Origin of the sequence: Mucilaginibacter pocheonensis (genome assembly GCF_031456535.1) — a bacterium.
GTDB classification, from domain to species: Bacteria; Bacteroidota; Bacteroidia; order Sphingobacteriales; family Sphingobacteriaceae; genus Mucilaginibacter; species Mucilaginibacter pocheonensis.
Genome location: NZ_JAVDUU010000004.1, coordinates 263,795 through 289,590, shown reverse-complemented (window position 1 = coordinate 289,590; position 25,796 = coordinate 263,795). Strand labels below are relative to the sequence as shown.

At 44.4% G+C, this 25,796-nt stretch carries 22 protein-coding genes; 12 read left to right on the top strand and 10 right to left on the bottom strand.

Translation table 11 applies throughout. The features are described from left to right. Positions 1-210: 210 nt before the first annotated feature. Positions 211-1,077, top strand: a complete 867-nt coding sequence (locus J2W55_RS19515) for an AraC family transcriptional regulator (RefSeq protein ID WP_310099667.1) — start codon at positions 211-213, stop codon at positions 1,075-1,077. 153 nt (positions 1,078-1,230) lie between these two features. Further along, on the top strand, positions 1,231-1,521 hold the full coding sequence (locus J2W55_RS19510; RefSeq protein WP_310099664.1) for a putative antibiotic biosynthesis monooxygenase: 291 nt from the start codon (positions 1,231-1,233) through the stop codon (positions 1,519-1,521). 46 nt (positions 1,522-1,567) lie between these two features. Here the strand turns inward: J2W55_RS19510 and J2W55_RS19505 are convergent, their stop codons facing one another. The 6 genes from J2W55_RS19505 to J2W55_RS19480 form a co-directional block, all read right to left on the bottom strand. Continuing rightward, positions 1,568-2,164 carry a short chain dehydrogenase gene (locus J2W55_RS19505; RefSeq protein ID WP_310099662.1) on the bottom strand — a complete coding sequence of 199 codons (597 nt, stop codon included), beginning with the start codon at positions 2,162-2,164 and terminating at the stop codon, positions 1,568-1,570. 18 nt (positions 2,165-2,182) lie between these two features. Continuing rightward, entirely contained in the window at positions 2,183-2,806 is a 624-nt protein-coding gene (locus J2W55_RS19500; protein WP_310099659.1) for a class I SAM-dependent methyltransferase, read from the bottom strand. Between the two features lie 9 nt (positions 2,807-2,815). Then, the gene (locus J2W55_RS19495) at positions 2,816-3,724 is read right to left on the bottom strand and encodes an NAD(P)/FAD-dependent oxidoreductase (protein ID WP_310099656.1); all 909 of its coding nucleotides are present in this window, start codon (positions 3,722-3,724) and stop codon (positions 2,816-2,818) included. A 335-nt stretch (positions 3,725-4,059) separates the two neighbouring features. Then, complete coding sequence (locus J2W55_RS19490) at positions 4,060-4,899, bottom strand: hypothetical protein (RefSeq protein WP_310099653.1); 840 nt, start codon at positions 4,897-4,899, stop codon at positions 4,060-4,062. Positions 4,900-4,983: 84 nt separating this feature from the next. Beyond that, positions 4,984-5,607 carry a response regulator gene (locus tag J2W55_RS19485; RefSeq protein ID WP_310099648.1) on the bottom strand — a complete coding sequence of 208 codons (624 nt, stop codon included), beginning with the start codon at positions 5,605-5,607 and terminating at the stop codon, positions 4,984-4,986. A gap of 45 nt (positions 5,608-5,652) precedes the next feature. Then, the gene (locus J2W55_RS19480; RefSeq protein ID WP_310099645.1) at positions 5,653-7,578 is read right to left on the bottom strand and encodes a tetratricopeptide repeat-containing sensor histidine kinase; all 1,926 of its coding nucleotides are present in this window, start codon (positions 7,576-7,578) and stop codon (positions 5,653-5,655) included. Between the two features lie 118 nt (positions 7,579-7,696). Here J2W55_RS19480 and J2W55_RS19475 point away from each other — a divergent pair, with 118 nt between their 5' ends. From J2W55_RS19475 to J2W55_RS19440, 8 genes are all read left to right on the top strand, one after another. Beyond that, on the top strand, positions 7,697-8,308 hold the full coding sequence (locus J2W55_RS19475; RefSeq protein WP_310099642.1) for a hypothetical protein: 612 nt from the start codon (positions 7,697-7,699) through the stop codon (positions 8,306-8,308). Positions 8,309-8,540: 232 nt separating this feature from the next. Continuing rightward, a complete protein-coding gene (locus J2W55_RS19470; protein WP_310099640.1) occupies positions 8,541-9,143 on the top strand; it encodes an RNA polymerase sigma factor in 603 nt (200 codons plus the stop codon). Positions 9,144-9,216: 73 nt separating this feature from the next. Then, positions 9,217-10,407: a FecR family protein gene (locus tag J2W55_RS19465; protein WP_310099637.1), complete on the top strand. Its 1,191-nt coding sequence runs from the start codon at positions 9,217-9,219 to the stop codon at positions 10,405-10,407. 167 nt (positions 10,408-10,574) lie between these two features. Continuing rightward, positions 10,575-13,946, top strand: a complete 3,372-nt coding sequence (locus tag J2W55_RS19460; protein ID WP_310099634.1) for a TonB-dependent receptor — start codon at positions 10,575-10,577, stop codon at positions 13,944-13,946. 24 nt (positions 13,947-13,970) lie between these two features. Beyond that, a complete protein-coding gene (locus J2W55_RS19455; RefSeq protein WP_310099631.1) occupies positions 13,971-15,590 on the top strand; it encodes a RagB/SusD family nutrient uptake outer membrane protein in 1,620 nt (539 codons plus the stop codon). Between the two features lie 94 nt (positions 15,591-15,684). Beyond that, positions 15,685-17,898, top strand: a complete 2,214-nt coding sequence (locus J2W55_RS19450; protein ID WP_310099629.1) for an alpha-N-acetylglucosaminidase — start codon at positions 15,685-15,687, stop codon at positions 17,896-17,898. A gap of 5 nt (positions 17,899-17,903) precedes the next feature. Next, positions 17,904-19,085 (top strand): acyltransferase family protein, encoded by a 1,182-nt coding sequence (locus J2W55_RS19445; protein ID WP_310099627.1) that lies wholly within the window; start codon positions 17,904-17,906, stop codon positions 19,083-19,085. 151 nt (positions 19,086-19,236) lie between these two features. Beyond that, positions 19,237-20,259 carry an LLM class flavin-dependent oxidoreductase gene (locus tag J2W55_RS19440; protein WP_310099626.1) on the top strand — a complete coding sequence of 341 codons (1,023 nt, stop codon included), beginning with the start codon at positions 19,237-19,239 and terminating at the stop codon, positions 20,257-20,259. A 151-nt stretch (positions 20,260-20,410) separates the two neighbouring features. On the opposite strand, the gene J2W55_RS19435 is transcribed toward J2W55_RS19440, so the two are convergent. The 4 genes from J2W55_RS19435 to J2W55_RS19420 all read right to left on the bottom strand — a co-directional run bounded on the left by J2W55_RS19435 (position 20,411) and on the right by J2W55_RS19420 (position 23,820). Then, positions 20,411-20,761 carry a hypothetical protein gene (locus J2W55_RS19435; protein WP_310099623.1) on the bottom strand — a complete coding sequence of 117 codons (351 nt, stop codon included), beginning with the start codon at positions 20,759-20,761 and terminating at the stop codon, positions 20,411-20,413. A 5-nt stretch (positions 20,762-20,766) separates the two neighbouring features. Continuing rightward, positions 20,767-21,441 (bottom strand): DUF8737 domain-containing protein, encoded by a 675-nt coding sequence (locus J2W55_RS19430; RefSeq protein ID WP_310099620.1) that lies wholly within the window; start codon positions 21,439-21,441, stop codon positions 20,767-20,769. An 80-nt stretch (positions 21,442-21,521) separates the two neighbouring features. Further along, the gene (locus tag J2W55_RS19425) at positions 21,522-22,097 is read right to left on the bottom strand and encodes a Crp/Fnr family transcriptional regulator (RefSeq protein ID WP_310099617.1); all 576 of its coding nucleotides are present in this window, start codon (positions 22,095-22,097) and stop codon (positions 21,522-21,524) included. Positions 22,098-22,353: 256 nt separating this feature from the next. Next, positions 22,354-23,820 carry a PAS domain-containing sensor histidine kinase gene (locus J2W55_RS19420; protein WP_310099610.1) on the bottom strand — a complete coding sequence of 489 codons (1,467 nt, stop codon included), beginning with the start codon at positions 23,818-23,820 and terminating at the stop codon, positions 22,354-22,356. A gap of 318 nt (positions 23,821-24,138) precedes the next feature. Between J2W55_RS19420 and J2W55_RS19415 the strand changes: the two genes are divergently transcribed. Together J2W55_RS19415 and J2W55_RS19410 are read left to right on the top strand one after the other, a co-directional pair. Beyond that, positions 24,139-24,531: a hypothetical protein gene (locus J2W55_RS19415; protein WP_310099607.1), complete on the top strand. Its 393-nt coding sequence runs from the start codon at positions 24,139-24,141 to the stop codon at positions 24,529-24,531. A gap of 107 nt (positions 24,532-24,638) precedes the next feature. Continuing rightward, positions 24,639-25,778, top strand: a complete 1,140-nt coding sequence (locus J2W55_RS19410; RefSeq protein ID WP_310099603.1) for an efflux RND transporter periplasmic adaptor subunit — start codon at positions 24,639-24,641, stop codon at positions 25,776-25,778. The last annotated feature ends 18 nt before the right edge of the window (positions 25,779-25,796 follow it).

Here is a 25,796-nt window from a genome sequence, read left to right as displayed (position 1 = left end):
GTCTCTGTGTGAATAAGGTGGCCAACTTGCCGGTGTAAGCAGAAAGCTGACCTACCGTTATTTTGGCAGCTTTGAATGCCTTGTTGAAGCCTATGTGATGGAAAACCGATTACTGGATGCAGTTTTCCAGTGAATCCTAACTGATAATTACCTGGCCACCAAGGCTAATTGGAACGACTTTTTTGATTTTTTTTTGATTAATTTCGGTTCATGCAAAAGATCCCCATCCGGCAATTGAACCAGGCGCAGGAAGTCCATCCGATCGCTGAACAGTTTAAAATTCGCCGCTTGGAGGACATAATCGCGGATAAAGATTTACAACACCCTTTACACCGTCATAGTTTCTTCTTTATACTCGCACTTTCAAAGGGAAGTGGCAGCCATGAAATTGATTTCATGGCACATGAACTACAGGATTACTCTGTTTTCTTTCTGCGTCCGGGGCAGGTACACCAACTTTTTTTAAAAGTGGGTTGTAATGGCTACCTGTTGGAATTCAACGATGAATTTTATCATCCTAAAGATTACTCTTCACAGCAACGGTTACGAAAAGCCAGCAACAGGAATTTTTGCCGGCTTGATGCTGAAAGTTTTGAGAAACTTCAGACGGCGCTGGCTTATATTTTTCGGGAATATACCAACCGGGAGGAGGGTTATCAGAACATGATCAGGTCGAACCTGGACATTTTTTGCACGGAATATGTCAGGCAAAGCAGAAATACCGATGGCAATACTTTACAAGGCCGGACTTATGTGCAGGAACGTTTTGAAGATTTTTTAGAACTGATCGATAAAAATATCGCAACCCTGAAGCAAGTAGTGGGTTATACGGATCTGCTGCATCTTTCGCCGTACCAGTTGAATGAAATCACTAAATCTGCCGTGGGTAAAACTGCCTCTGACCTTATCAATGAACATATCATTCTTGAAGCTAAACGTTATTTGCTGGCTACCTCAAACCAAATAAAAGAAATCGCAGAGCTGCTGGGCTACGAGGATGTTTCTTACTTTATTCGCTTTTTTAAAAAACATGCCGGCTCTTCGCCGGATGCTTTTCGCCAACAGTTTAAGGCCTAAACTCCTTAAAAACCAGATATACGCCCGGATGCTTGACATAACGCCACGGCAATATAATTCGCTGGCTGAGGCAATATTGCTCAATCCGTAAGCATAGCGAACATCCAATTAGATGCGCCTTTGTTTGAAGTAGAGTTTCTTTGGTTTAATCCTATGAAATTGGAGACTTGTCCTACCTGTCCGGTACGTCCCGATGGTAGTTTTGCTTGCATTAACAATTCACAAAATCCGATGAAAATAAAAATGAAACTTGTCGCCGCCCTGAAGATCTGGGTGGTGATTTACCCATCGATACTACTGTTCAACGTATTGTTCGGAGCCGCGTTAACGGGGTTGCCCGGCTATCAACGTATGCTTATTTTAACGCTTGCTTTAGTACCTTGGATGGTATTTGTGGCGATTCCGGGCCTGGAACGACTCTTAAGGAAAATCAAAGCGGATTAACAAAAAAGGGCTGTTCCAATCGAGCAGCCCTTTTTTATTACCTGACTCACCAGGTTTTGATGATTTGCCCCGTGTGCGCGCCAAACAAACTTTTACGAAAAGCGAATTCCAGCTCGCGCATCGTGGTGGGTATTTCTCCCGGAAAATAAGGAAAGTACTGCGGAGAATCTTCAATAACAGTCGGGCTTACCGCATTGATCCGGATGCCATTTTCCAGTTCTATAGCAGCGGCACGCACAAAACCCTCCACCGCACCGTTAGCTGCCGAAGCATTGGCAAAGTTGCGTTGCGGTTCTTCGGCTAAGGCGCCGGTTACAAGCGTAAAGGAGCCCTTCGGATTGATATACCGCTGGCCGATCAATACCAGGTTAATCTGGCCCATCATTTTTCCTTCGACACCCTTACGGAATTCCGTATCATCCAGTTTACTCCAGGGGCCGACATAGGTCGGGCCCGCGGTCGAAATGAGCGCATCAAAACTACCTGCCATTTTAAACATATTTTCTATTGAGATGGTAGAAGTAATATCTGCCGCGATATCTCCGCCCTTGGAAGCGACGCGTATCACTTCATGTTCTTTTTCCAGGGCAATGCTTAAATATTGCCCCATGGTGCCTGTAGCACCTACGATGATGATTTTCATATTTGATTAATTAATTTATTAATGTTTAAGGTTGGGCTTCTGACCAACATACCTGATCACCGCGCCCGTTCCGTCATGGTATATACCTTCCTGCAGCCTGATATCAGGCTCGTCTAAAAATATTACCTCGTAGTCCGGGAAACCTGTAAAAAGCTCCTCAGGCGAATAAAGCATGCCTAATTCCCTGGGTCCGCCCACGTTTGGATTGGCTGTATTAAACTCCAGATGAGTTTTGCGAAAAGCTTCCAGGATAATGATTCCGCCTGGTTTGAGCCAGGAATGGAGTTGCTGATGTATAGCTGCCTTCCGACTCGCAGCGAAGTGCGCGTAAATAAGGGCTATTGTATCAAAAGAGCCGGGTTCAAAATTTAAGATTTCGATATCACCGACCCGGTAGTCCAGGCTAACCCGATTAGCGTTGGCTAATGCCAGCGCTTTTGCCTTTCCAGCCTCGCTCAAATCTGCGCAGGTAACTTCCCATCCCAATTTGGCCGCATAAACGCCGTTACGGCCTTCGCCGTCTCCCGGCATTAAGATCGATCCTGGTTTTAATCCGGGTAATTGTGTTTCCAGAAATTTATTTGGCGCAGTCCCGTAGGCGTACGCCGGCTGACTATAGCGCTCGTTCCAAAATTCTTTCATTTCCTTGTTTTAAAATCGTTCGGTAATCAATTGACGGCTGATAGCCATGCCGGCTGTGGTCCCAGACGAGACCGCGTTGGCAACAGTTCTTGTTTTGGTGGTATTATCGCCGCAGGCAAAAACGCCGGGAATACTGGTTGCCTGAGCGCTGTCCACCTGAATATAGCCTTCGTGGTTTAAGGCACAGCCCAAAAGCTCCGGAAGCGGGCAGGTCTGCCGGAACGGACTGCGGATATAAGCGGCAGACAGCGGAACTTCACTGCCGTCTACAAATTGTATGTGGTGCAGGTAGCCATTATGATGCTGCAGCCGAATTAATGGTTTTTCTAAAATACCGATATGATGCGCGTAAAGCTTTGCGGTTTGTTCAGGGCTTAACGTTGCCGGGCCGTTTGTAAAGATGGTAAGCTTGCTGGTCCAGTTAGAAATTAAGCTGGTTAATTCATAAGCGTCATTACCGTTCCCGATAATGCCGGTTTTTTGATTACGCACTTCATAACCATGGCAAAATGGACAATGGAGCGCTGATATTCCCCAGCAATCAGCCAGGCCGTCGATATTTAGCAACATGTCGCGGATCCCGGTAGCGAAGAGCAGCTTGACGGCGACAAAAACCTCACCGGAAGATGCCTCCACTTCGAAGCCTTCGTCTGTCCTGACAGCTTTGATGGCTGTCCCGTTTAAAAAACTTACGCTGCTATATTGTTCCAGCTGTTTGCGGCCCTGTGCCGCAATTGCGGCGGGTGTCTCGCCATCGCGGGTCAGAAAATTATGCGAATGAGGGGTCTGCGCGTTACAGGGTTTACCGTTATCGATGATGAGGACTTTGCGTAAGGCCCGACCCAAGGCCAAGCCGGCGGCCAGCCCGGAGTAACTTCCACCGATAATTATCACGTCAAAGTGTGTTTGCGTTTTCATGCTGTCTTTTTGATACAAAGGTATTCCCGGACATTGATGGGGAATAGGACGATGAATGAGTTAAGTGGGACTTAACTCAAAATGTTATTTAAACAGCATTCTAACACCGTTGAGCATTAACGTGTTGTATTTTTAAAGTGGCGTGTTTGTCCTCGACAATGTGGTGGAACAGATAGCAAGATTTTTCAATAAAAAGATCTGATCGTCTAAATCAAAAAACAAATAATAAAACGATGGAAAAAACACGCATGGTATTGTTGATCTTTTTTGCGGCGATCAATGCGTTCGTCCATGAGAGATTCGTCAATCCAACGGCTGTACGTAAAAATAAACCATCAGAAATTTTTCAGGATCTTGACACCAAACGAAAGCACAGAAGGTTTATCCCCGGTCTTCACCTCACCGGTTAGTCGCTCCGGTTTCAGGGTCGTTGATGCGGAGTTGAGTGATAATACCCTGACCTCGGGTACGATGCTTAGCTTGCCGGTTTCAATACCTAAAGTGCCTACTGACAGATAGAGCGTATTGATATTTTCATTCCAGCCGCCTTTGTAATTGAAATCATTGAGTAAGGGACTGGGTTCAGAACCGTTGCCATTATTATGGATATGCATCCATTGTGCACCAATTGCCGTTGAAAACACGGTGAGGCGTAGTTTGGATGAAAGGATAAACACCCAGTTCATTCTGATATAAGCGGATGCACCAGCAGAAATCCCGCCTGAAGAAATCTCATTGTTACCGTCGTCCAGCCATTCCGCATAAGTCTTCCCGGAGGGACTGACCATTACATCGGCGCCAAAGTCAAAATCTACAAAATTGTACGCGGGAGTGAATTCGCTGCCGGTATAGTTGCCATGATAATCATAATGGCTTACAAATATACCATCACGGAGGCCGGGTGTTCCGAATATGGATTTTCTTTCGATGCCGATCGCCAGCAAGGTTCGGCTGACATCATGGCCAAACCCCTGCGATGCATCAAAGAAAGGGACACCGACGGCAGGAGGGGTTTGGTTGTATTGCCAGTAAGTTTTTTGATCGGCATAGTAAACGCCAATTCCTCCGTACCAGCCTTTGCGGTCTTTAATGCTTTGCAGGGCTTGTTCGTGGGTTTGAGCCAGGACTGATAGGGGCAAGGCGGTTAATAACAGAAAAAATTTGAGATGTTTCATATGCAGCTAATTTTGATGAATGATATCTCAAAGTTAGCTTGCTACTACTGGCTGCTCAATAGAACAAAAGTTACATTCGTCAGCTTAACCACGCTTGCCAAAAACTCTGTTGATGGCTTCCGTGCGGTTCTGTACATGCAGTTTTTCATAAATGTGATGAATATGCTGCCTGATAGTGCCCGTGCTTACAAACAACTGCGCCGCTATTTCTTTATACAAAAATCCTTTTGCCAGTAAGTTTAATACTTCTGCTTCACGTGCCGAAAGTTTGTTTTGTTCATCAGACGCCCGGAAAGAATTGACTACTTTGCGGGCAATGGATGCGCTCATGGGCGAGCCGCCGTCATACAGATCTTTCAGCGCCTCAGTTATTTTCTCAGGGGTAGCGTTCTTTAGCAAATAACCGTTTGCTCCAGCTGCCAGTGCCTCAAAAACCTGATCGCTATCCTCATAAATGGTAAACACCATAAAAAGTATGGCGCTGCCTGCGGCTCTCAGTTTACGGATACAGTCCAGGCCGGTGCCATCCGGCAGAGAGATATCCATAATAGCCAGTTGCGGTGGGTTATTAAGTAAACCCTTATAGGCATCTCCTGCATTATCATAAATATCCCGGCAGCTAAAGTCGCGAGTTTGGTTGATCATAAACCGGAGCCCCTCGCGGATCTCGGGTATATCCTCCACTATACTCACCAGAATTTTTTCCATATGTAAAGTTCAAAAGTTTTGCGCAAACTTGCTGTATAACAAAAGTTATATGGGTAGGGGGGCCACAAAACGAACGCGTGTACCCTGTTCGTTCGAAACTTCCATTTCGCCACCTAATTGCTTTATTCGTGAGTGCATATTTTTCAATCCGTTCCCTGCGCGGGGTTTTGCTTCATTCCCAATGCCCTTGCCGTCATCCTGAACTATTATCTCAAGTTTGCCATTATAAATAACTAATAGCTGGAGGCTTGAAGCCGCCGCATGTTTGATCACATTATGCACCGCTTCCTTTACAGCCAGGTAAATATTACGGCGAAATTCTCTGTCCAGGGGAATACTGGCGATGGATTCATTGATCTCGAAGGTATAGTTTAACCCTGCATTCTCCAGCATCTCGGCAACGCTTGACCTTATATATGCAATCAGGCTGTCGAGCGTGTCTTCTTCATCGTTCATAGTCCAGATGACCTCATTCATTTTTTTTATCAGGTCTTCGGCTGCCGCGCCTATCTTTCCGGCCGTTTCATTTTGATCAGGCATCGCCCGGCTCAGGTAAAGGAGGCGGGTAAGGCCGGCGCCCATATCATCATGCATTTCCTGGCTTATTCTGTGGCGTTCCTTCTGTTCGCCTTCCAAAATAGCTTTCAGACGACCACTTTCCTGCTCAGCTTTCAGCACCTGTAATGCTTTGCGATCCAGAAGTTGCTTTTGACGATAATAACGATAGCCGAATACAACAAACAGCGCCAAAATTACAATACCTCCTGCCGCTGCCATAAGCCAGCTACGCTGACGCTGGGCTTCGCGATCCTTTTGTGTTAATAACAGGTCTTTTGCCAGTAACTCTCTTTGTTTCTTTTCCAGGCCATATTTAGTTTCCAGTTCCTGAATATTTTTCAATAAAGGCGCATTTAATAGAATATTGCTAACTGAATCATACCGGCTTCGGTAGATTGTTGAGTTCTCCGGTTTACCCATGGCTATCTGCACATCAGACATGAGTAGCAGCATCTTACCCAATACCTCTTTCTGGTCATGCAACGTTGTAAAGCGGATACCGTTCAGGAGCTGCTTTTCCGCCTCCTGATAATCTCTTTGCCAAAACATGCCCAGGCCTATGCCATAAAGGGCATAAGCCTTACCAGACACATCTCCGATGGCTTCTGATAACGGTAAAGCTTTTCGAAAAAAAGGGATGTAACGTTGAGGTTGCTTCAACTGCAGGTAAGCGTCAGCGATGTCGATCAGTGCCGTTTCCTGATAATTCTCATCGTTGATTTGCAATCCGATGTGATGTGCCCGCTCAAGATACCGGATGGCCTCTGCAATTTTATTTGCGTCCTTCAGAGCGTTACCGATATTGATACAGGCAGCAGCAGTGGCATAAAGATCGTTGCCTTTTTCGGCATATGTCAACGCCAGACGGGCATAATACAAAGCTTTTTCCGGCTGCTGGAGGTTACGGTACAGAACGCAAAGATTACCGTAAGCCAACGATAGATTTTGCGCGCTGCCCGCCACTTCAAGTAGTGGTAAGGCTTGCAAATAATAATTAGCGGCCCTGGTGTAATTTCCTTTGTACTGGTAAACGGCCCCGGTATTCATCAGTGATTTGACCAGATATTGTTTCAAACCGCTTTTTTTGCTTATATCGATTGCTTCGAGATTCAGTTTTAAAGACTCGTCAAATTTCCCCTGTACGTTTAAGACCGCTGTGTAGTTATTGATATAGCGCACAATTCCTGCAGGATAATGTAATCGCTGGCTAAGCTGACCTGAAAGTTTGTAATAAAAGACGGCCGAATCTGGCTTGTTGCTTTCATACTGCTGACCAAGGGTAATCAGCGTTTTTACCTTTAGCGTATCATCGGTCATCTTGCTTAAAATATGCTTAAGGCTGTCCTTGTTAAGGCCCACCTCCATTTGTGCCTCAGCCATTGCCGATACAAGCAGCAGAAAGAGGAGAAGCAACCAACATGTTTTTCTGAAAGGCATGGCCTAATTTACACAAAATGTAACTTTTGTTCTATTGGTCAATGAATTAACAGCCGATAATTTTGTGTTTTCGTTCACCAAAAATAATCACAACATGAAAAAAAGACTGTACATCATCGCCCTGGCTGCCGTGTGCCTGCTGGGCGCCTGTAAAAAAGATAGTAACGGAACGAATGGCGGCCAAGCCGCTATTACAGATGAAGCGGGTGCGAAAGCCCTCTTTTCAAAAATGAACAGTTTATGGACAGTTTCCCTGAGACCGGCATTGTCCAAAACTACCCAAACATATACCAACACCGTACTGAACGGCAACTCCGGGACGGCCACTGTTACCGGCAGTTACTCCACTACCCACGCATCGTCATCCTTCTCCAGCACGAATACTTCCACGATCGACGTGACGATTATCTTCAAAGATTACGAATCGAATGGCATGCGTTTGAACGGTACGGTACGTTTTTTTGACTACAGCAATGTCCGGAGCGCCTGTTCCGGTTCCGGATGCGTGACCTCCGCCCACAGCAGTATCGATTACGATTCTAAAGATGGTGCAGGCAACAGTTATGGTCCTGCTAAGGTTCAATTCGAATATAGTGGAAAAAGTTACCAGGATGCCGTTCTGATGGATATTGGCAAATCCGACAATGCTCATTGGAGCATCAAAGTGATCAACGGCAGCAATCAAACCATCATTACTACTTACTGATTCCATAAACTTTTAAAATGGAGACTGATGATGCCAATAGATCATATAACGTGTATCATGAAAATTGTAAAATGGAATTAGTTGCGGGATTAAATTTGTTCGAAAGGTTCAGTATGAGGCGAAGGGTTTATCACTGGAAAAGTCCGGAATAATGTATTTTGCGGAATTGTTTTTTTATAAATTTAATGGTGTGATTAATTTTAATTAATTTTAAAATTAATTAAGTTTCACATTGTCAATTCGCCCCCTTTATAATGAAAATGAAATCCTGAACAAAGTAGCTTCTGGAGATGTGCGGGCGTTTGCTTACCTTTTCGATTCCTATTACAAACATCTTGGTCAATATGTTTACCGGCTTACAGAATCTGTTGAGACTGCAGAAGAAATTGTGCAGGATGTTTTTGTTAAAATCTGGTCGAGGCGGCAGGATCTTCCGGAGGTCAGCAGTTTTACTAATTACCTTTTTGTTATAACCCGTAATCGCACTTACAGATTTTTAAAAGAGAAAGCAAGTAGCCACATCAGACAGCAGGAATGGGAAAAGCAATATCAGCAAGAGTTTTATCTGCCGGGTGATATCACCCCGGAAGACGATTTTTGTTCGATGATAGATAGACTAATTGAAAAACTACCCGCGCAGCAACGAAAGGTCTATGAGTTGAGCCGGATAGAGCATTTAAAATATGCTGAAATTGCAAATATGCTTTGCATCTCGCCAGAAACGGTAAAAAAGCACATTGTTTCGGCTAATAAATTCATAAAAAACAACATTATTGCGAATAATAATCTTCTTTTTTTCTTCTTTTTCAAAACCTGCCTTCATTTTTTTAAATAAATAATTTTTTTTTAATACGGACTACCCCTTTTTGATTTTTTTTGACTCTTTAGTGGTAAGAGAGTGAAGAAAAATGTCTGAAAGATTCCGCTATTTGTTCCGCCGGTACTTTGATAAAACTGAAACGCCAGAAGAGCGCGATGAGTTGATGCGGCTTATTAACCGGCCCGAATCGGAAGTGATGGTTCATAGTATGATGGAAGAGATGTACAACTCCCGCCATCTTGAAGATGACCCTTTCCCGGCAGGTGCCCGTGAAAAAATGTTGAAAGCTGCTTTGGAAGAGTATTCTCCAGAGCATTGGGACACTACCGTTGTTCCTGTAAGAAAATCGCTTAACTGGCTGAGATTTGCCGCAGCCGCGGTATTGATTTTAGCGCTGTCAATTGGTATATATCTATATAGGTCTGTAAACGTTAATGAAAACCTTGCTACAAACAAGGTGCGTCATGACGTGCAGCCAGGTGGTAATAAGGCAGTACTTACCCTATCGAATGGTGAAAAGATACAGCTTAATGGTGTCCGAAATGGTAAGTTGGTTCAGCAGGGCAGTACGGCGGTAGTAAAGCTTGCCAACGGAAGCCTGGCTTATGTACCAGATGCTTCTTCCAGTGGCGCACCGCTGATAAATACCATGTCAACACCGAAGGGTGGGCTATACAGGTTACAATTGCCGGACGGAACGGTTGCCATGCTTAACACAGAATCCTCCATTTCCTACCCAACGGCCTTTACCGGAGGCAATAGAAAGGTTACCATAACCGGCGAAGTTTATTTTGAGGTGGCTAAAAACAAGAAGATGCCCTTCATCGTAACTTTCGGGGATCAGAAAGTGGAAGTGCTCGGAACGCATTTCAATATCCGCGCTTATCATAATCAGCTCTATAAAACTACGCTTTTAGAGGGCTCTGTTAAAATCTCTACTGGTAACAAAAAGCAATTACTGTTGCCGGGGCAACAGGCTGTTTATAACGTCGGCGCGAAAAAGTTTAATGTCAATGTGGTTGATACTGATGATATTATGGCATGGAAAAATGGTTTGTTTCTTTTTGATAATACTGAACTTGACCAGGTTATGCTGGAATTATCGAGGTGGTATAACATTGATGTGGTCTATAGCGGAGCTAAACCCTCTTTGAATTTTACCGGGCTGATTAAAAGGGATATTACACTGTCGAGGGTATTAAAAAAACTTGAAGCTACCGGCGGTATAAAATTTACGATTATTGATAACAAAGTTATCGTTGAAAAAAATAACAATTAACCGAATATTTACTTAATCCGAAAGTATGGAAAAATAAAAACTGAACCACTTTAGCGGTTATTCAAAAAAAAAGCCCTCCCGGATTCCGGCCGGAAAGGCTATATGCCTGGATTAACCCAAATTTCAAATTCGACTCTGATTTAAACTTAACCCAAACATTCAAATGTATGAAACTACTCTTGCATTCTAAAATCCCTGTGCCGGTTCGGCGCGGAGAATGTAATTACGAACAAAGCGGCAATTATTTAAAACTGGTATTAAGAACCATGAAAATCACGGGCTTATTAATCTTTCTGCTGGCAATGCAGCTAAGCGCCCGAACCCTTGCCCAAAAAGTAAGCATTACCAAGGAAAACAGCGAGTTAAAATCCGTTTTAAAGGAGCTCCATAAACAAACCGGCTACCTCTTCATATTCAATAATGCGGTAATACGAAGGGCAAAGCCAGTAAACATTAATGTAGTGAATACGGAACTTAGCCAGGTGCTCAATGAGATATTTAAAAACCAGTCTCTGACCTACGAACTTGATGACAATACGATTATCATTAAAGAACGTGTAGCTCAAAAAACGCAGGACAAAGAGGAAGTGATGTCTGTTACACCCAAAAAGATAATCGGGAAGGTGACGGATAGTAAGGGAACCCCGATTCCAGGTGTAACTGTTCAAATCAAAGGGAGCCCGCAAGCGGTATCTACTGTTGCCGACGGTTCTTACACCATTAACGCCAATAAGGGTGATATTTTGCAGTTTCGTTTCCTGGGATTCGAAACCAAAGAAATAATTGTGGAAGATCAGACATCATTGAATGTCACTCTTATTGAATCAGCTAAAGGCTTGAACGAGGTTGTGGTGATCGGTTATGGCAGTGCAACCAGGGCAACGTTGAGCAGTGCTGTTTCTACGGTGAATAATAAAGACCTGAATAAAGGTGCCATTACAGACGTTGGTCAGTTGCTTCAGGGTAAGGTTCCCGGTTTAAACATTACGGCGAGCGGCGATCCAAACAAACCGGCAGCGGTAGTGCTGCGTGGTGCATCTACGATTAATAGTTCGCAAGGACCTTTTTATGTGGTAGATGGCGTTCCGGGTGTTGACATCGCAACTATAGCTCCTGATGATATCGCAACGATCGATGTATTAAAGGATGCGGCGGCCACTGCCATTTATGGAAACAGGGCAGCTAACGGTGTGATCATGGTCACCACAAAAAAAGGTAAAAAAGGGCAGCTTTCTATAGCATATAATGGCTACGTGGGGACCGAAAAGGTAGCCAATCAGCTTGACATGATGGATGCTACAACGTTGAGGAGTTTCCTTAAAACAAATAATCAGGCGCTTTCATCTGCCGATGATAAAGGTGCAAATACCGACTGGCAAAAAGCAATTGAACGGACCACTGCGGTGTCCCATAATCATAACCTTTCTTTTAGCGGCGGAACAGACCATAGCAGTTATTATGCCAGCGTTAACTATGTAAAAAAAGAAGGTATCATCGCAAATACAGGTCTGGAACGTGTTATCGGTCGCTTAGCATTGACACAAAGCGCGTTTGACGACAAATTGAAATTCAGTTTATCGGTAACCAATTCCAATAGCAATGCACAGGATGTTCCATACCGAAACGTGATCCTTTTGCAATCTGCACTTTTCCTGCCGGTATCCCCAGTTAAGAATGCGGATGGAAGTTATTTTGAAAATCCAACAACGCAAAACTACTATAACCCTGTTGCCATGTTGAACAACAGCGTGAGTGATACAAAATACAATAACCTGGTAGCCGGTTTTAACACACAACTAAAACTTCCTTTTGGGTTAACTTATAATCTAAATTTATCTTATTTAAATACAACTACTTTACACGGCGAATTTTATACATCATATTTTACTTCGCATTACAACAGCTTGTATGACAATCCCGAACCTGGTTTAGGATATCACACTCAGCAAACCTTTGGCGCAAACGGGCAGGCTACGAGAAGCTCCCTGCAAACAGTGAATAAGATATTAGAAACCTTTATTAACTGGGACAAAAAGATAGGAAATCATTCCATTAACGCGGTATTAGGTTATTCATGGCAAAATAATACAATAGGGGATGGCTTCCAGGTTACAACCTCCAATTTCCCTGTTGATAATGTTGGCTATAATAACCTGGCACTGAGTAATCCCTATGCGGTATCAGGTTTCCAGGTAAATTTTGGAGCAGATGGCGTATTTCAGGAAACAAGGCTGATATCAGACTTTGCCAGATTGAACTACAACTATAATGAAAAATACCTGTTGCAGGCATCTATCAGAAAAGACGGCAGCTCGGTATTTGGAAAGGATCACCAGTGGGGGTATTTCCCTTCTGTCGGTGCTGCGTGGAGGATTAGTCAGGAAGGTTTTCTGAAAGATAATAATACCATAAATGATCTGAAACTACGTGCCAGCTATGGTATAACCGGTAATTCGTCGGGCTTTAACGCTTACACTGCGCAAGCCATTTCGGGTAGTTTGGGTACTTTTTACAGTAACGGGAATTATATAGGCGCCCTGGGGCCAACTCAGGCTGCAAACGTAAACCTGCAGTGGGAAAAGACTTCGACAGCCAACCTTGGACTTGATTTTGAACTGTTTAAAGGAAAAGTGACCGGCGCCCTTGAGGTATACAACAAAAAAACAACCGGTATGATCTTTTCCTATGCGGTTGATCCGATCCTGGTGCCAACCGGTACCATCGTTGCCAACGGTGGCAGCATGACGAATAAAGGTATTGAGTTGATCATTAATACAACTCCGGTTAAAACTGCTAATTTCAGGTGGTCAACAACGTTGAACCTTGCACACAACAAAAATGTTATAAATAGTTTATCTAATCCGCTATTTTCAGGCGGCGACTCTGTATTGTATTCTTTCCCGGAAGGTGCAGGACAATCAAGCCATTCTTTGCAGATCCTTAAATCGGGTAAGCCATTAGGGCAATTCTTTTCGCTTCAATATGCTGGTAAAGATGCCAATGGCGTTTCGCAGTTCCTTGATGCCAATGGCAAACTGACCACGGCTCCGACTATAGGTACCGATTACCATTATCTTGGAGACGCCCAGCCTAAGTTGCTCGTGGGCTGGTCAAACGATTTTCATTACAAAAATTTCGACCTGAACATTTTCTTCAGGGGCGTTTTTGGCAACAAGATATTTGATGCTACCCGTGCAGATCTTTTTAGACCTAATACGGCGCAGTACACTAATATTTTGAAAGATGCGAGCGGCGAATCAGCATCGGATTATAACGCTTACCTGTATTCATCGCGGTTTGTGGAGAGCGGAAGCTATATCCGTTTAGACAATGCTACGCTGGCTTACAATTTCAAACTTAATAGCAAATACATCAAGGTTTTCAGACTTTATACTTCCGCTAATAATGTTTTCATCATTACGAAGTACAAAGGGGTAGACCCTGAAATTAATCAGGGTGGTATTTCGCCTGGGGTAGATTACAATAACTTTTACCCGAAAACCAGGACGATCTTGATAGGGGCTAATGTGACTTTTTAGGTTTAACCAGTTAAAAAAATTATCATGAACAAAATATTTAGAAGCATTAGTTTTAATGCGATTATACTCATGCTATGTTTTGCATCCTGCCAAAAAGTGTCGGTGCCGGTCAAAACAGAATTAACACCAGATGTTTTTCCTCAAAATACCGCCCAATATGCACAAGCCGCCGGGCCGGTATATGTAGCATTGCGCGGCAATATCTCAGTTGAGCATTTTTTTATGCAATCGGCCAGTACCGACGAAGTTATTTTCCCGGCTTATGGAGGCAACTGGTATAATGGTGGGGAGTTTCAGCAACTGCATTATCACACCTGGACCAAAGATCATCCCGGAGTTTCTGGAGAATGGTATTGGACATCTACAATTATTGGCCTGGCCAACCAAGCTTTGGCAACCCTGCAATCCGCAGAACCCGATGGCGCGGCAAAACAACAGGATCTGGCAGAATTAAGAATGGTTCGGGCTTTAGCTTATTTTTACCAGATGGATAGTTTCGGAAACGTGCCGATAGTTACGGTAGCCGGAGACTATTCAGCCCATCCAAACAAGGCGCGCAAGGAAGTTTTCAATTTCATCGAAACAGAAATCAAAGCAGCATTGCCTTCTTTAAGCAGTACAATCGGCCAAACCACATATGGCAGGCCAACTAAATACATGGCTTATGCTCTGCTTGCAAAAATGTATCTGAATGCCGAATATTACACAGGAACCAAGCGTTATGATGATTGTATAGCTGCCTGCGACAATGTGATCAGTTCAGGTGTTTTCCACCTTGAACCAAGAAGTACTTACTTGAAAATGTTTTATCCGGACAACGGACCGCAAACTGCCGAATTTATCTTTGCTATACCATTTGATCCGTCGGCTGCAAACTCTCTTCCTTTCAGAAGTCAGAACCTGCATCAGCGTTATGATCTGCCAAGGCGTCTTGTATCAAAATACAAGGTTAATTTTACGCCTGATGGTGCAATAAGTACCCTGCCGTCTTATTATGCAAATTTTAACGATCCGAATGATGTCCGGAATAAGCAATGGCTGACCGGCCCGCAGTATGAAAACGACGGTAAGACTCCGGCAACCTACACCACTACCAATCAAAGCTATGATCAATTCTACAAAGGCAGTAATCCTAATGGTTCTATTACCTACCAGGTTACGCTGACTCCTAATATTGTTTTGAGGCAGGACGTAAATACGTTTGATGTAGGTAATGATGAGATCGGTTGGAATATGGGTTATCATAATATAAAGTTTCACCCCGATTCTACATCATTGAACAGGAACATGAAAAATGATATACCAATCTTCAGGTATTCAGACATCCTGCTGATGAAAGCCGAAGCGATTTTAAGAGGAGGTTCAACCACCCTCGGCCAATCTGCGCTTGCTTTGGTCAATATGCTGCGTGTTGAGCGTACCTCATCAGCAGCATGGAGCACCGTTACGCTTGAAGATATTTATGCAGAACGCTGCCGGGAATTTGCATGGGAATCATGGCACCGGAATGATATGATCAGGTTTGGGAAATATGAGACTTCGTGGGGATTTAAAACCGATGCTAATCCGAATCACCGCATCTTCCCGATCCCGACAGCAGCGATGCAGTTGAACAAAGCTCTTGTCCAGAACCCTGGTTATTAATTGTTATGTTTGATTTAAAAGGCGGCGGATTTGTTCCGTCGCCTTATTTTTCGCTTCTTTAAACTCAGAGGGATGTTAAAACAATTAAAAACGAATGAATAATAAAGCAAGAGTTTTCATTTATTTACTGTTATGTGGAATGTGTGGGGGGATGGCGCGCGCGCAGGCGCAGTTGAATGTACCATCTTCTTACGCTTTAATTAAACGGGTGATACCCGGTCATGCACAAAAATTTGTTGTTCAACCGCTCCCGCAGAGCGAAGCCAAAGATGTATTTGAGGTAGAAGGTGTTAAAGGCAAAATTCTATTGAGGGGCAATAACGGTATCGCGGTAGCATCGGCATTATATTATTATTTAACCGAATATGCACATTGTCAGGTTACCTGGAATGGTACAAACCTGAACTTACCCGCAAGTTTGCCTGTGCCCGCCAAAAAAGTTCATAAAACTACACCTTATCAATACAGGTACTACCTCAATTACTGCACCTATAGCTACAGCATGAGCTGGTGGGACTGGAAACGATGGGAAAAAGAAATCGACTGGATGGCCCTCCACGGGATCAATATGCCGTTGGCTATAACCGGGCAGGAGTACGTATGGGATAGGGTTTATAAAAGCATGGGTTTTAGTGACAGGGATATGCAGGACTTTTTTACCGGACCTGCATATTTTGGCTGGTTTTATATGGGGAATATTGATAAATGGGATGGACCGCTATCAGCAAGCTGGATAACAGGTCATCGCGATCTTCAGCTTAAAATACTGAAAAGAGAACGTGAACTGGGTATAAAACCAGTGCTTCCGGCGTTTACAGGTCATGTACCGGCATCATTTAAAACGCGTTTCCCCAATGCAAAACTCAAACAAACCAACTGGAACAACGGCTTTGCAGATACATATATTCTTGATTCACAGGATCCCTTATTTGCCGAAATCGGCAAAAAGTTTATACAGGAACAAACCAAAGTTTATGGTACTGATCATTTGTACTCTGCTGATACCTTTAATGAGAATGAGCCCCCGTCAAACGATCCTGAATTCCTTGCAGGACTAAGCGCGAGGGTTTATGACGGTATGAAACGTGCCGATCCGAAAGCTGTTTGGGTAATGCAGGGCTGGTTATTTTTCAGCGACCGTAAGTTCTGGCAAAACGAACAGATCAAAGCATTACTAAACGCGGTACCTGATGATCACATGATCGTGCTTGACCTCAATACCGACTATGAACCCATATGGAAGCGAACTGAGGCATTTTACGGCAAACCGTGGATCTGGAACATGTTGCATAACTATGGCGGTAACAATAGTTTGTTTGGCAGGATAGAGGCTGTAGCAACACAACCGGCACAGGCGCTCGGCCACGCAAAGTCGGGGCGCATGGTGGGCATTGGCCTAACCATGGAAGCCATTGAACAAACCCCGGTGCTTTATGAGTTAATGACACAAAATGTCTGGCAAAACAAACCAATTGATCTTGATCAGTGGCTCCCTGCGTACATATTTAACCGTTATGGGGTAAAAAGTAAGGAGGCGCTGGATGCCTGGCAAACGCTCAGGACTACCGTTTTTAATGGCAAGGATATCCGGGATGGGGCCGAATCGATCATCACGGGCAGGCCAACCCTTGATTCGGCTGCTATATGGACACGTACTCATTTAAACTATAACCGTAAAGACCTGCTGCCCGCCTGGGATAAAATGATAGCCGCTATACCAGCCTGCAAACAGAGCAGTGGGTTTAATTATGACCTGGTTGATATAACGCGGCAGGTACTGGCTAACTATGGCAGGCCACTCCAGCTAAAGTGGATCAAAGCATATCATAACAAAGACGATAGGGCTTTTGACAAGTGTACTGCCGAATACCTTAACCTGATAACCGATATGGATAGGTTGCTGGCTACCCGCAAAGATTTTATGCTGGGCCCCTGGATAGCCGATGCCCGCAGCTGGGGTACAAATGCCGATGAAAAGGCACTTTACGAAAAAAATGCCCGCAACCTCATAACACTTTGGGGAGGTGCCGATAGTCCGCTGCATGAATACTCCTGCAGGCAATGGAGCGGTTTGCTCAATGACTTTTATAAGGTGCGCTGGCAAAAGTTTTTTGAACTACTGAAGGGATCGCTTGAAACAGGCAAAGAGCCGGATTTTAAACTATTTGACAAATCAATAAGCAACTGGGAATGGCAATGGGTTAATTCGTCCAAAACCTATCCTGTTGCTCCCACCGGCAGCAGTACAGTTGTTGCGCAACAATTATATAATAAATACAGAACAATGATGGGGAACGATCTTAAATAATGAAAATGAATAGTATTCATACACCCGTAGCTAAATCCGCAACTATGGTTGCAAAGCCGGCAAGGTTATTATCGTTAGATGCGCTTCGCGGTTTTGATATGTTTTGGATCATGAGTGGGGAAGGGGTGGTGCATGCCCTGGCTAAAGCCACCGGCTGGCCGCTCCTGCTATGGATGTCGGGACAGCTGCATCATACGGAGTGGAACGGCATCACATTTTATGATATGATCTTTCCCTTGTTTTTGTTTATTGCAGGTGTTTCTATGCCTTATTCTATAGGTGGCAAAGCCAGTAAGCATGGGGTAGCTCACCCATATCTGTTACCGTCTGCCTCCAGGGGCGAAATTTATCGTTCTATGATCAGGCGTACCATTATCCTGCTTTTTTTAGGAGTGGTTGTTAACGGCTTATTTAAGTTCAACGGGTTGGAGAATACACGGTTTGCAAGTGTATTGGGCCGTATTGGCCTTGCCTGGTTCTTTGCCGGTGTTATTTATTTGAACTTTAGCACACGTGGACAAGTTTTATGGTTTGGCATTTTGTTGCTGGGTTATTGGGCGGCAATGGAATTGATCCCGGTGCCTGGTTATGGGGCGGGTGTTTTAACTATGAACGGCAGTCTGGAATCATATATTGACCGTTTGCTGCTCCCCGGCCGCCTGCATGACAAAGTGCATGACCCGGAAGGCATATTATCAACCATACCGGCTATTGGTACTGCTATGCTGGGGATTTTTACGGGCCAGTTTTTGAAATTTGAATCGATAAAATGGCCGATGTGGAAAAAAGGCGCCTGTTTATTAGCCGCAGGCATATTACTTATCGGGTTAGGGATGTTGTGGAATATTGCTTTCCCCATTAATAAGCGCTTATGGACAAGCTCTTTTGTTTTATTTGTTGGTGGGTGGAGCCTGGTATTCCTTTCGGTATTTTACCTGGTAATAGATGTTGCTGGGTACCGGAAATGGGCTTTCCCGTTTATGCTTATCGGGGTAAACTCTATACTGATCTACCTCGCAGCTGAAGGGATGGTCGATTTTCAGCATACAGCGAATTTTTTCTTCGGAGGGATCATTAGTCATCTCGCCCAAAACTGGCAACCGGTATGGGCGGCTATATCCGTTGTAATTGTACAACTGGCCTTATTATACTTTTTATATCGAAATAAGATCTTTCTGAAAATATAATATCTGGAATATGAATCGTTAGTTCAATAAACTACAGGCTGACAGACACAGCCTCCGTCCAACCCATCAACCAAGTGTCAGGATTTCGCGAATGGGATCATACGTCTAAATAGGATGCTTACATTTGGATGTTAACTTATTAAGCTATTTTATGAAGAAAATAGGTTTTTTATCATTTGGGCATTGGTCTGATCATCCCGCCTATAAAACCCGTACGGCAGGCGACACTCTGCTTCAATCTATTGATCTGGCTGTGGCTGCGGAGGAACTGGGTTTGGATGGCGCCTATTTCCGGGTGCATCATTTTGCCCGCCAGTTGGGGTCGCCGTTTCCCTTGTTATCCGCGATCGGTGCGAAGACAAGCAAAATAGAGATCGGGACGGGGGTGATCGATATGCGCTATGAGAATCCCCTATATATGGTGGAAGATGCGGGGGCTGCTGATCTGATCTCCGGGGGCCGTTTACAATTGGGCATCAGCCGGGGTTCGCCGGAGCAGGTGATCGACGGCTGGCGGTATTTTGGTTATGAACCTGCTGAGGGAGAAACCGACGCAGAAATGGGACGCCGTAAAGCTTTGGAATTTCTGGATAAACTGAAAGGTGCCGGGTTTGCACAGCCAAACCCTTATCCGATGTTTCCGAACCCGCCGGGCTTATTACGTCTGGAACCGCACTCGGAAGGGCTGCGTGAGAGGATCTGGTGGGGAGCGGGTTCTAATGCAACGGCAGTATGGGCGGCTGAAAATGGCATGTACTTACAAAGTTCTACGCTGAAGTTTGACGAAAGTGGAGAGCCATTTCATATCCAGCAGGCTAAGCAAATCAGGCTCTATAAAGAGGCCTGGAAAAAAGCGGGGCATAAAAAGGAGCCGAGGGTTTCCGTGAGCCGTTCTATTTTCGCGCTGGTAACGGAGGAGGACCGGTATTACTTCGGGCAACAGGCCAAAGGGGCTGATAGTTTCGGTTATATTGAAGCGGATAAACGGGCGGTCTTCGGCAAAAGTTATGCCGCGGAGCCGGATCAGCTGATCAGCGAACTGGCCCGGGATGAGGCCATTCAGGAAGCGGATACTTTATTATTGACCATCCCCAATACTTTGGGCGTTGATTACAATGTCCATGTGCTGTCTGCTATATTGGAACATGTTGCTCCCGCGCTGGGTTGGCGATAGCCAGGATTAACCTGGATTGGGCTAGCGTAAGTGAATTGATACTGGTTAGTTGTCCGTGCCACTAACTTTATTTGCAGGCAGTGGTATCGGACACGAAACCACTGCCTGCATCGATCATCATATTTTTTATGATACGGTTTCGTTTGATGTGTTACTTATCCAGCGGCAGTAAAAAGCGCAGCGGTGTGATCGGCCCCAGCTCGATAAAGTCGAAGGCCATCATGCCGGCTATGCCCAGGGGTAGTTTTTCGAGCAGTTGATGCGCCGCATCTGCGCTGGTTACGTTCATGATGAAGACTACACCGCTGATATCCGGCTTCACATACCATTGCTCAATGGCGCCGGTCAGGTAGAGTTTAACGGTAGCGGGCACTTCTTCCACCATCAAGGGGAAGCGGGCGGCTTTATCCCGGCCTTTTTCAGTCCAGCTGCCGATGGCCAGCATTTTGGTTACGGGTGCGGTCAGGTCGAACGGACCTGCCATGTGTTGATTGGTTTCCATGATATTTATTTGTTTAAAATGAGTTTACGAAGGGTAATCAAGTGAGCCAGCAGTACCGCAGGCACAATAAAGCCCGGCAGCCAGCTATAAGGGAAGTAGAGCAGCGCGATGTTCGGCTGTTCAAAGCCAAAGCGCTGAAAGGCAAAAGGCGCTGACAAGATAGCCCTGCCGACGATATTGAAAAGCAGCAGTAAGCAGAGGATATTCCAGGCGATCAGACCGGTACGGCCGATTGCTTTACGTTTGAAGCCAAAATACCAGATTAGTGGTGCGCTTAAGCCGGAAAATATATCGAGGTTGCCACCCTCAAAGGTCATCAGGCGGGGGACTGCATGGTACAGGTACAAACCAAATAACAGCAGTTCAACCGGTATCCGAACGCTATGGATCAGCGTCAGCCGGCTGGTGTCGAATGTATCCACAAACCGCTGTCCGGGTTTGGAGAACAGCAACACCAAAATCATTGCAACCGGCGGCAAAAGCAGCAAAGTGAAGTGCGGCGGCGTGTCGGTAGTTTGCAAATAAAACCCAGCGATGGTGAGCGCGGCTTGTAAAATCAGCCAGCCTGTAATGACCAGTAAGAGCCGGCGGTTAAAGCGGGCGGCCCGGTAAAGCAGCAGCAGGGTTAGCAGGGTCGTCAGGATAAATGCAGCGGGGATCATAAGCGGTAAATATTCCATGTCTTTGTGTTTTGATGAAACAAAGTACCGGAAAGAAAACCAGCCAAAACTTGTCAAATGACAAGAAGATACCGATCGGTCTATTTTTTATAAAGACTGGCGCGGATGCGGCTGAGCGAGGTATCAGTAACGCCGAGATAGGAGGCGATGTGCTTGAGTGAAGCCTGCTGGAACAATTCGGGATGCGCGGCCAGCAGAGCACGATAACGTTCTTCAGTTGTCTCGGTGATGGTGGACAGCATACGAACTTTGAGCTCAGAGAATCCCCTGGCCAGCATGGACCGGCCAAATTCCCGGAACTCCGGCAGGGCATGGAACAACTCATTGAGCTGTGCATAGGAAATATACCAACCGCTGATCAGCGCCTGGACGTTTTCGCGGGAGCGCGAGCGGCCGAAGAAAGAGGCTACTTCGAAGACCATTTGTCCCGGACCGTAAAATGCTGTGGTCACGTCGTTGCCGGATACGTCCTCGGCGAAGGCGCGCAAATAACCGGTTTCCAAAAACAAATAAGTATCTGCGATCTGCCCGGCTTTCAACAAGTATTCGTTTTTGGTTAGGCTTTTTTCCGCAAAACGCTGCGCGATCAGTTCCGCTGTCGTCCTGGACACCAGGTTGGTGCTGTAAATGAATTGAATAAGTGACGTTGGAACCATACGCTAAAATACATCAAAACGTTGGAACGGGGTCTGTGTATTATTTGTTTACAGGAAATAGTCATGTCTTTAAGGTTTGTGTTTGTTGCGAAATTCGATCATTGCTTTATCTGCTCTGACCCTACGAGTATCTTCCTTAGTCACTTCTTTAGTGCCAAGGGCATGGGCATCTCCACGGCGCGGTTTACATTCGAGGCCTGTTCAGTTTTCGGATCGTTTTCCATTAACTGTAATCTGCATATATATTTCCTTTTCCTCATTCGTCTGGCCGTTCGTACAAGGGCAGAGAGAAGTAAAACGTAGATCCTTCGCTTTCCGCTGAGGTAAATCCGATCTCGCCACCCTGGAGTTTGACGATTTCTGCTGCCAAGTGCAGCCCCAGTCCGGTTCCCGGAATCCTTTTTTGTTTGACCAAATCGGTACGACCAAAGCGCTGAAAGAGCTTGGCCTGTTCGTGCACGGGAATACCGATCCCAAAATCCTGCACGCTTACTTTTGCGCGGTGATCGGCGGTTGCTTCAATGTTGATGTTTACATCGTGGCTATTGGGCGAATATTTAACCGCGTTGGATAGGAGGTTAGTGATCACCGAACCGGTGCGTACCTTATCCGCATAAACCATCAGGTCGGCTTCCTTTGGCAGATGTACCTGATGCGAGGTTTGGGTAAGGTTAAAACTCTCCACCTGTTCTGCAATTAAACTGCATAAGTTAAATACTTCCGGTTCCAATATGAGCTTACCGGTAGTGATCTTTGACGTATCTAATAAAGCAGTGATCAGCGAACTCATAAAATTGATCTGTTCGTTAATTTTCAGCACTGCCCGTTTAACAATAGGCTTGGCGTTATTCAGTTCCCTTTCCAATATCTGCCCATAAGCTTTAATTACAGAAAGCGGTGTACGAATCTCATGGCTGGCTATAGATATAAAAATATCCTTTTCCTCCATCACAGCCTTGTTATCCGTCAAGTCTTCAAACTCCAGGCTAAACAATAAGTTAGGTGGCTGGTAAATACGGCGCGGTTTAACCAATACACTACGGGTGCCTCTTTGTGGATGTTCATAATCAACTTCAAAGCTGGTATAGTAATTATTGGTTTTTAGTACCGGCTCGAGCCTGGTCCGGAGTTGGGGCATATTAATGCTTCCATTTGTAATTTGGTAAAAGTTTTTACCGATGAAGGTTTGTTTGTTCAAACTGAAAAGTTGAGCGAAGGATGGAGTAGCATTCATCACGGTCAATTTCGAGTTCAAGATAACTATCGGTTCAGAATAAGTGGAAATCAACAGCTCCGCCAGCGCTTTTTCCTCGCGTAAATTGGTTTCGGCCTGCTCTGCATCAGATGTGTTTCTCATGATTTTGGTGAAGCCGATGTGCTGCCCCTGCTTATCATACAATGGGAAGACTATCCCGCTGCCCCAAAAACGGCTCCGGTCTTTTTTTACATGAAATCGCTCGTTAATCGCTTTTCCGTCGGCAAGCGAATCCTTCATTTCGCGGGAAGGCACCATTGCTGCAATATCTTCAGGTGTGTACAAGATATCGCCGTTTCTGCCAACGATCTCATCAGACTTGTACAAGAATATTCCTTCGGCACCTGAGTTCCAGGTAGTCACCAGGCTGTCTTTATCAATCGTGAAAACTGCATACTCTTTTAAGCTTTCAACAATTAATTGATAGCGTTCAGTTTGATCAGTTCCGCTTGCTCGTTTTTGATCCATTAATAATAACTAATTACAACTACAACAAGTGTATTTTGTTATTGTTGTAGTTAAATTATTTTCTTTAAAATCATTATGCAACTGGTTTGTTTTATAATTAACAGCATTGTACCCGGTCATGGTTATTCGAAATGCCCTTCACCAGAAAAATTCACTGGCCTTTTCCTTTTATATTTTCTTTCAATTTCTATAATAAATCCAAATTGCAAAAATATTGTTACAAAATTAAAGTTAGCGCATTATTTGTATTGGAACGTGTGGTATAACTGGTAAGTTAATAAAGAAAATGGTTTTTGATTACTATATTTGCAACGGAAGATGTTGAAAAAATATTTAAATATTCTCCTCTCTGTATGGCTAATCAATGCCATCGTTTGTTTCCACGCAACAAGTCCCGTGGAAAATATTTGCGATCAGTTTCAATTATCAAATGAATATTGTTACTCTGGAAATACCGTATTTGATCTGGTATATCTGGGCTTAAACAACGCTTCTTCACATCAGGATTCAAAACATCATCACCATATAAAGGATCAGAAAAGGTTCTTAACAAGCCGGGTAGTTGATTTTACTATTCAGGTGCCTGCCAAACAGGAATTTATTTCAAATGATCTTCCCCGTCATTTGTTTTCTTTTCCAGGAAAACAATGGCTAAGCAAAGTGTTTTTACCTGTTCACCATCATTTCCTCTTTCGGCTTACGCCATTCTGATCCGGTTTCCTTACCCCATAGCGGCAGTTATGCTGCCTTACTGAATTTATGGATTTATGCATCATATCTCCCGGTGTGATGTAACATTAACTAAAGGAAACAATATCATGTTAAAACATAAAATTTCTTTTTATGCTTTGGTGGTTGCGGCAGGTCTGTCTGTGTCTGGCTGCGTCTCCAAAGCCCGGAATAACAGTGCTCAGGAAGAACCTTTGCAATTACCAGTGGTAACACTTAATACCCGTGATACCGTTGTAAGCACGGCATATGTGGCTGACATACAAGCAATAAAGAATATAGAAATAAGAACCCGTGTAAGGGGATTCCTGGAAAAAATATATGTAGATGAAGGCCAGCCGGTTAAAAAAGGACAGCTCCTTTTTAAACTGAATGACGAGGAATTTAAGATCATGCTTTCAAAAGCCCGGGCTGCATTAAGCAATGCCATGGCCGATACTAAAGCTACTGCGTTGGAGGTAGATCGTGTAAAGTTATTGGTTAATAAAAATGTAATATCTTCATCAGAATTGGAGGTAGCCCAGGCCAAGTTACATGCAGATAAGGCCACCATTGAGGAGGCAAGATCGGCTGTAGAAAGTGCACAAACACATATAGCTTATACCTCTATCCGTGCTCCTTTTGATGGAATTATAAACCGCATTCCGCTTAAGGCAGGCAGTTTAATTGACGAGGGCATGCTGCTAACACAATTATCAGATATCAGTTCTATGTATGCTTATTTCAGTTTTCCGGAAAATGAATATCTGAAATATGAGCGCACAAAAAATGCAGTAGCTGATAAAGACAGCGATAAAGTAAAACTTGTACTTGCTGATGGAAGTAATTACCCTTATGCCGGTAACATTGAAACGGTAGAAGGCCAAATTGAACAAAGCACAGGTTCAATAGATTTCAGGGCGCGTTTTCCTAACCCCAAAAAACTGTTAAGACATGGTGCTACCGGTAAAATATTCCTTGCAAACCGGGCTGATGATGTAGTGCTTGTACCGCAGCAAGCTGTTTTTGACATTCAGGATAAAAGTTATGTGTACGTGGTTGATAGTCAAAACAAACTCCACATGAAAGCTTTTACACCGCTTTTAAGACTTTCACATAGCTATATCGTGAAGGAAGGCTTGAAATCGGGCGACGAGATCCTGTATGAGGGTATTCAAAACGTTCACGACGGCATGGTTATCAAGCCCAAACATATAGCAGAGAAGCCTTTGTTTGCCATGAAAAAATAAGTTTTAGCGGTACAAGGC

What these genes read in the sequence shown, in the direction of transcription:
- J2W55_RS19515 (WP_310099667.1), top strand. Translation starts at nt 211, where the DNA reads ATGCAAAAGATCCCCATCCGGCAATTGAACCAGGCGCAGGAAGTCCAT.
- J2W55_RS19510 (WP_310099664.1), top strand. Translation starts at nt 1,231, where the DNA reads ATGAAATTGGAGACTTGTCCTACCTGTCCGGTACGTCCCGATGGTAGT.
- J2W55_RS19505 (WP_310099662.1), bottom strand. Translation starts at nt 2,164, where the DNA reads ATGAAAATCATCATCGTAGGTGCTACAGGCACCATGGGGCAATATTTA.
- J2W55_RS19500 (WP_310099659.1), bottom strand. Translation starts at nt 2,806, where the DNA reads ATGAAAGAATTTTGGAACGAGCGCTATAGTCAGCCGGCGTACGCCTAC.
- J2W55_RS19495 (WP_310099656.1), bottom strand. Translation starts at nt 3,724, where the DNA reads ATGAAAACGCAAACACACTTTGACGTGATAATTATCGGTGGAAGTTAC.
- J2W55_RS19490 (WP_310099653.1), bottom strand. Translation starts at nt 4,899, where the DNA reads ATGAAACATCTCAAATTTTTTCTGTTATTAACCGCCTTGCCCCTATCA.
- J2W55_RS19485 (WP_310099648.1), bottom strand. Translation starts at nt 5,607, where the DNA reads ATGGAAAAAATTCTGGTGAGTATAGTGGAGGATATACCCGAGATCCGC.
- J2W55_RS19475 (WP_310099642.1), top strand. Translation starts at nt 7,697, where the DNA reads ATGAAAAAAAGACTGTACATCATCGCCCTGGCTGCCGTGTGCCTGCTG.
- J2W55_RS19465 (WP_310099637.1), top strand. Translation starts at nt 9,217, where the DNA reads ATGTCTGAAAGATTCCGCTATTTGTTCCGCCGGTACTTTGATAAAACT.
- J2W55_RS19460 (WP_310099634.1), top strand. Translation starts at nt 10,575, where the DNA reads ATGAAACTACTCTTGCATTCTAAAATCCCTGTGCCGGTTCGGCGCGGA.
- J2W55_RS19455 (WP_310099631.1), top strand. Translation starts at nt 13,971, where the DNA reads ATGAACAAAATATTTAGAAGCATTAGTTTTAATGCGATTATACTCATG.
- J2W55_RS19450 (WP_310099629.1), top strand. Translation starts at nt 15,685, where the DNA reads ATGAATAATAAAGCAAGAGTTTTCATTTATTTACTGTTATGTGGAATG.
- J2W55_RS19445 (WP_310099627.1), top strand. Translation starts at nt 17,904, where the DNA reads ATGAATAGTATTCATACACCCGTAGCTAAATCCGCAACTATGGTTGCA.
- J2W55_RS19440 (WP_310099626.1), top strand. Translation starts at nt 19,237, where the DNA reads ATGAAGAAAATAGGTTTTTTATCATTTGGGCATTGGTCTGATCATCCC.
- J2W55_RS19435 (WP_310099623.1), bottom strand. Translation starts at nt 20,761, where the DNA reads ATGGAAACCAATCAACACATGGCAGGTCCGTTCGACCTGACCGCACCC.
- J2W55_RS19430 (WP_310099620.1), bottom strand. Translation starts at nt 21,441, where the DNA reads ATGGAATATTTACCGCTTATGATCCCCGCTGCATTTATCCTGACGACC.
- J2W55_RS19425 (WP_310099617.1), bottom strand. Translation starts at nt 22,097, where the DNA reads ATGGTTCCAACGTCACTTATTCAATTCATTTACAGCACCAACCTGGTG.
- J2W55_RS19420 (WP_310099610.1), bottom strand. Translation starts at nt 23,820, where the DNA reads ATGGATCAAAAACGAGCAAGCGGAACTGATCAAACTGAACGCTATCAA.
- J2W55_RS19415 (WP_310099607.1), top strand. Translation starts at nt 24,139, where the DNA reads ATGTTGAAAAAATATTTAAATATTCTCCTCTCTGTATGGCTAATCAAT.
- J2W55_RS19410 (WP_310099603.1), top strand. Translation starts at nt 24,639, where the DNA reads ATGTTAAAACATAAAATTTCTTTTTATGCTTTGGTGGTTGCGGCAGGT.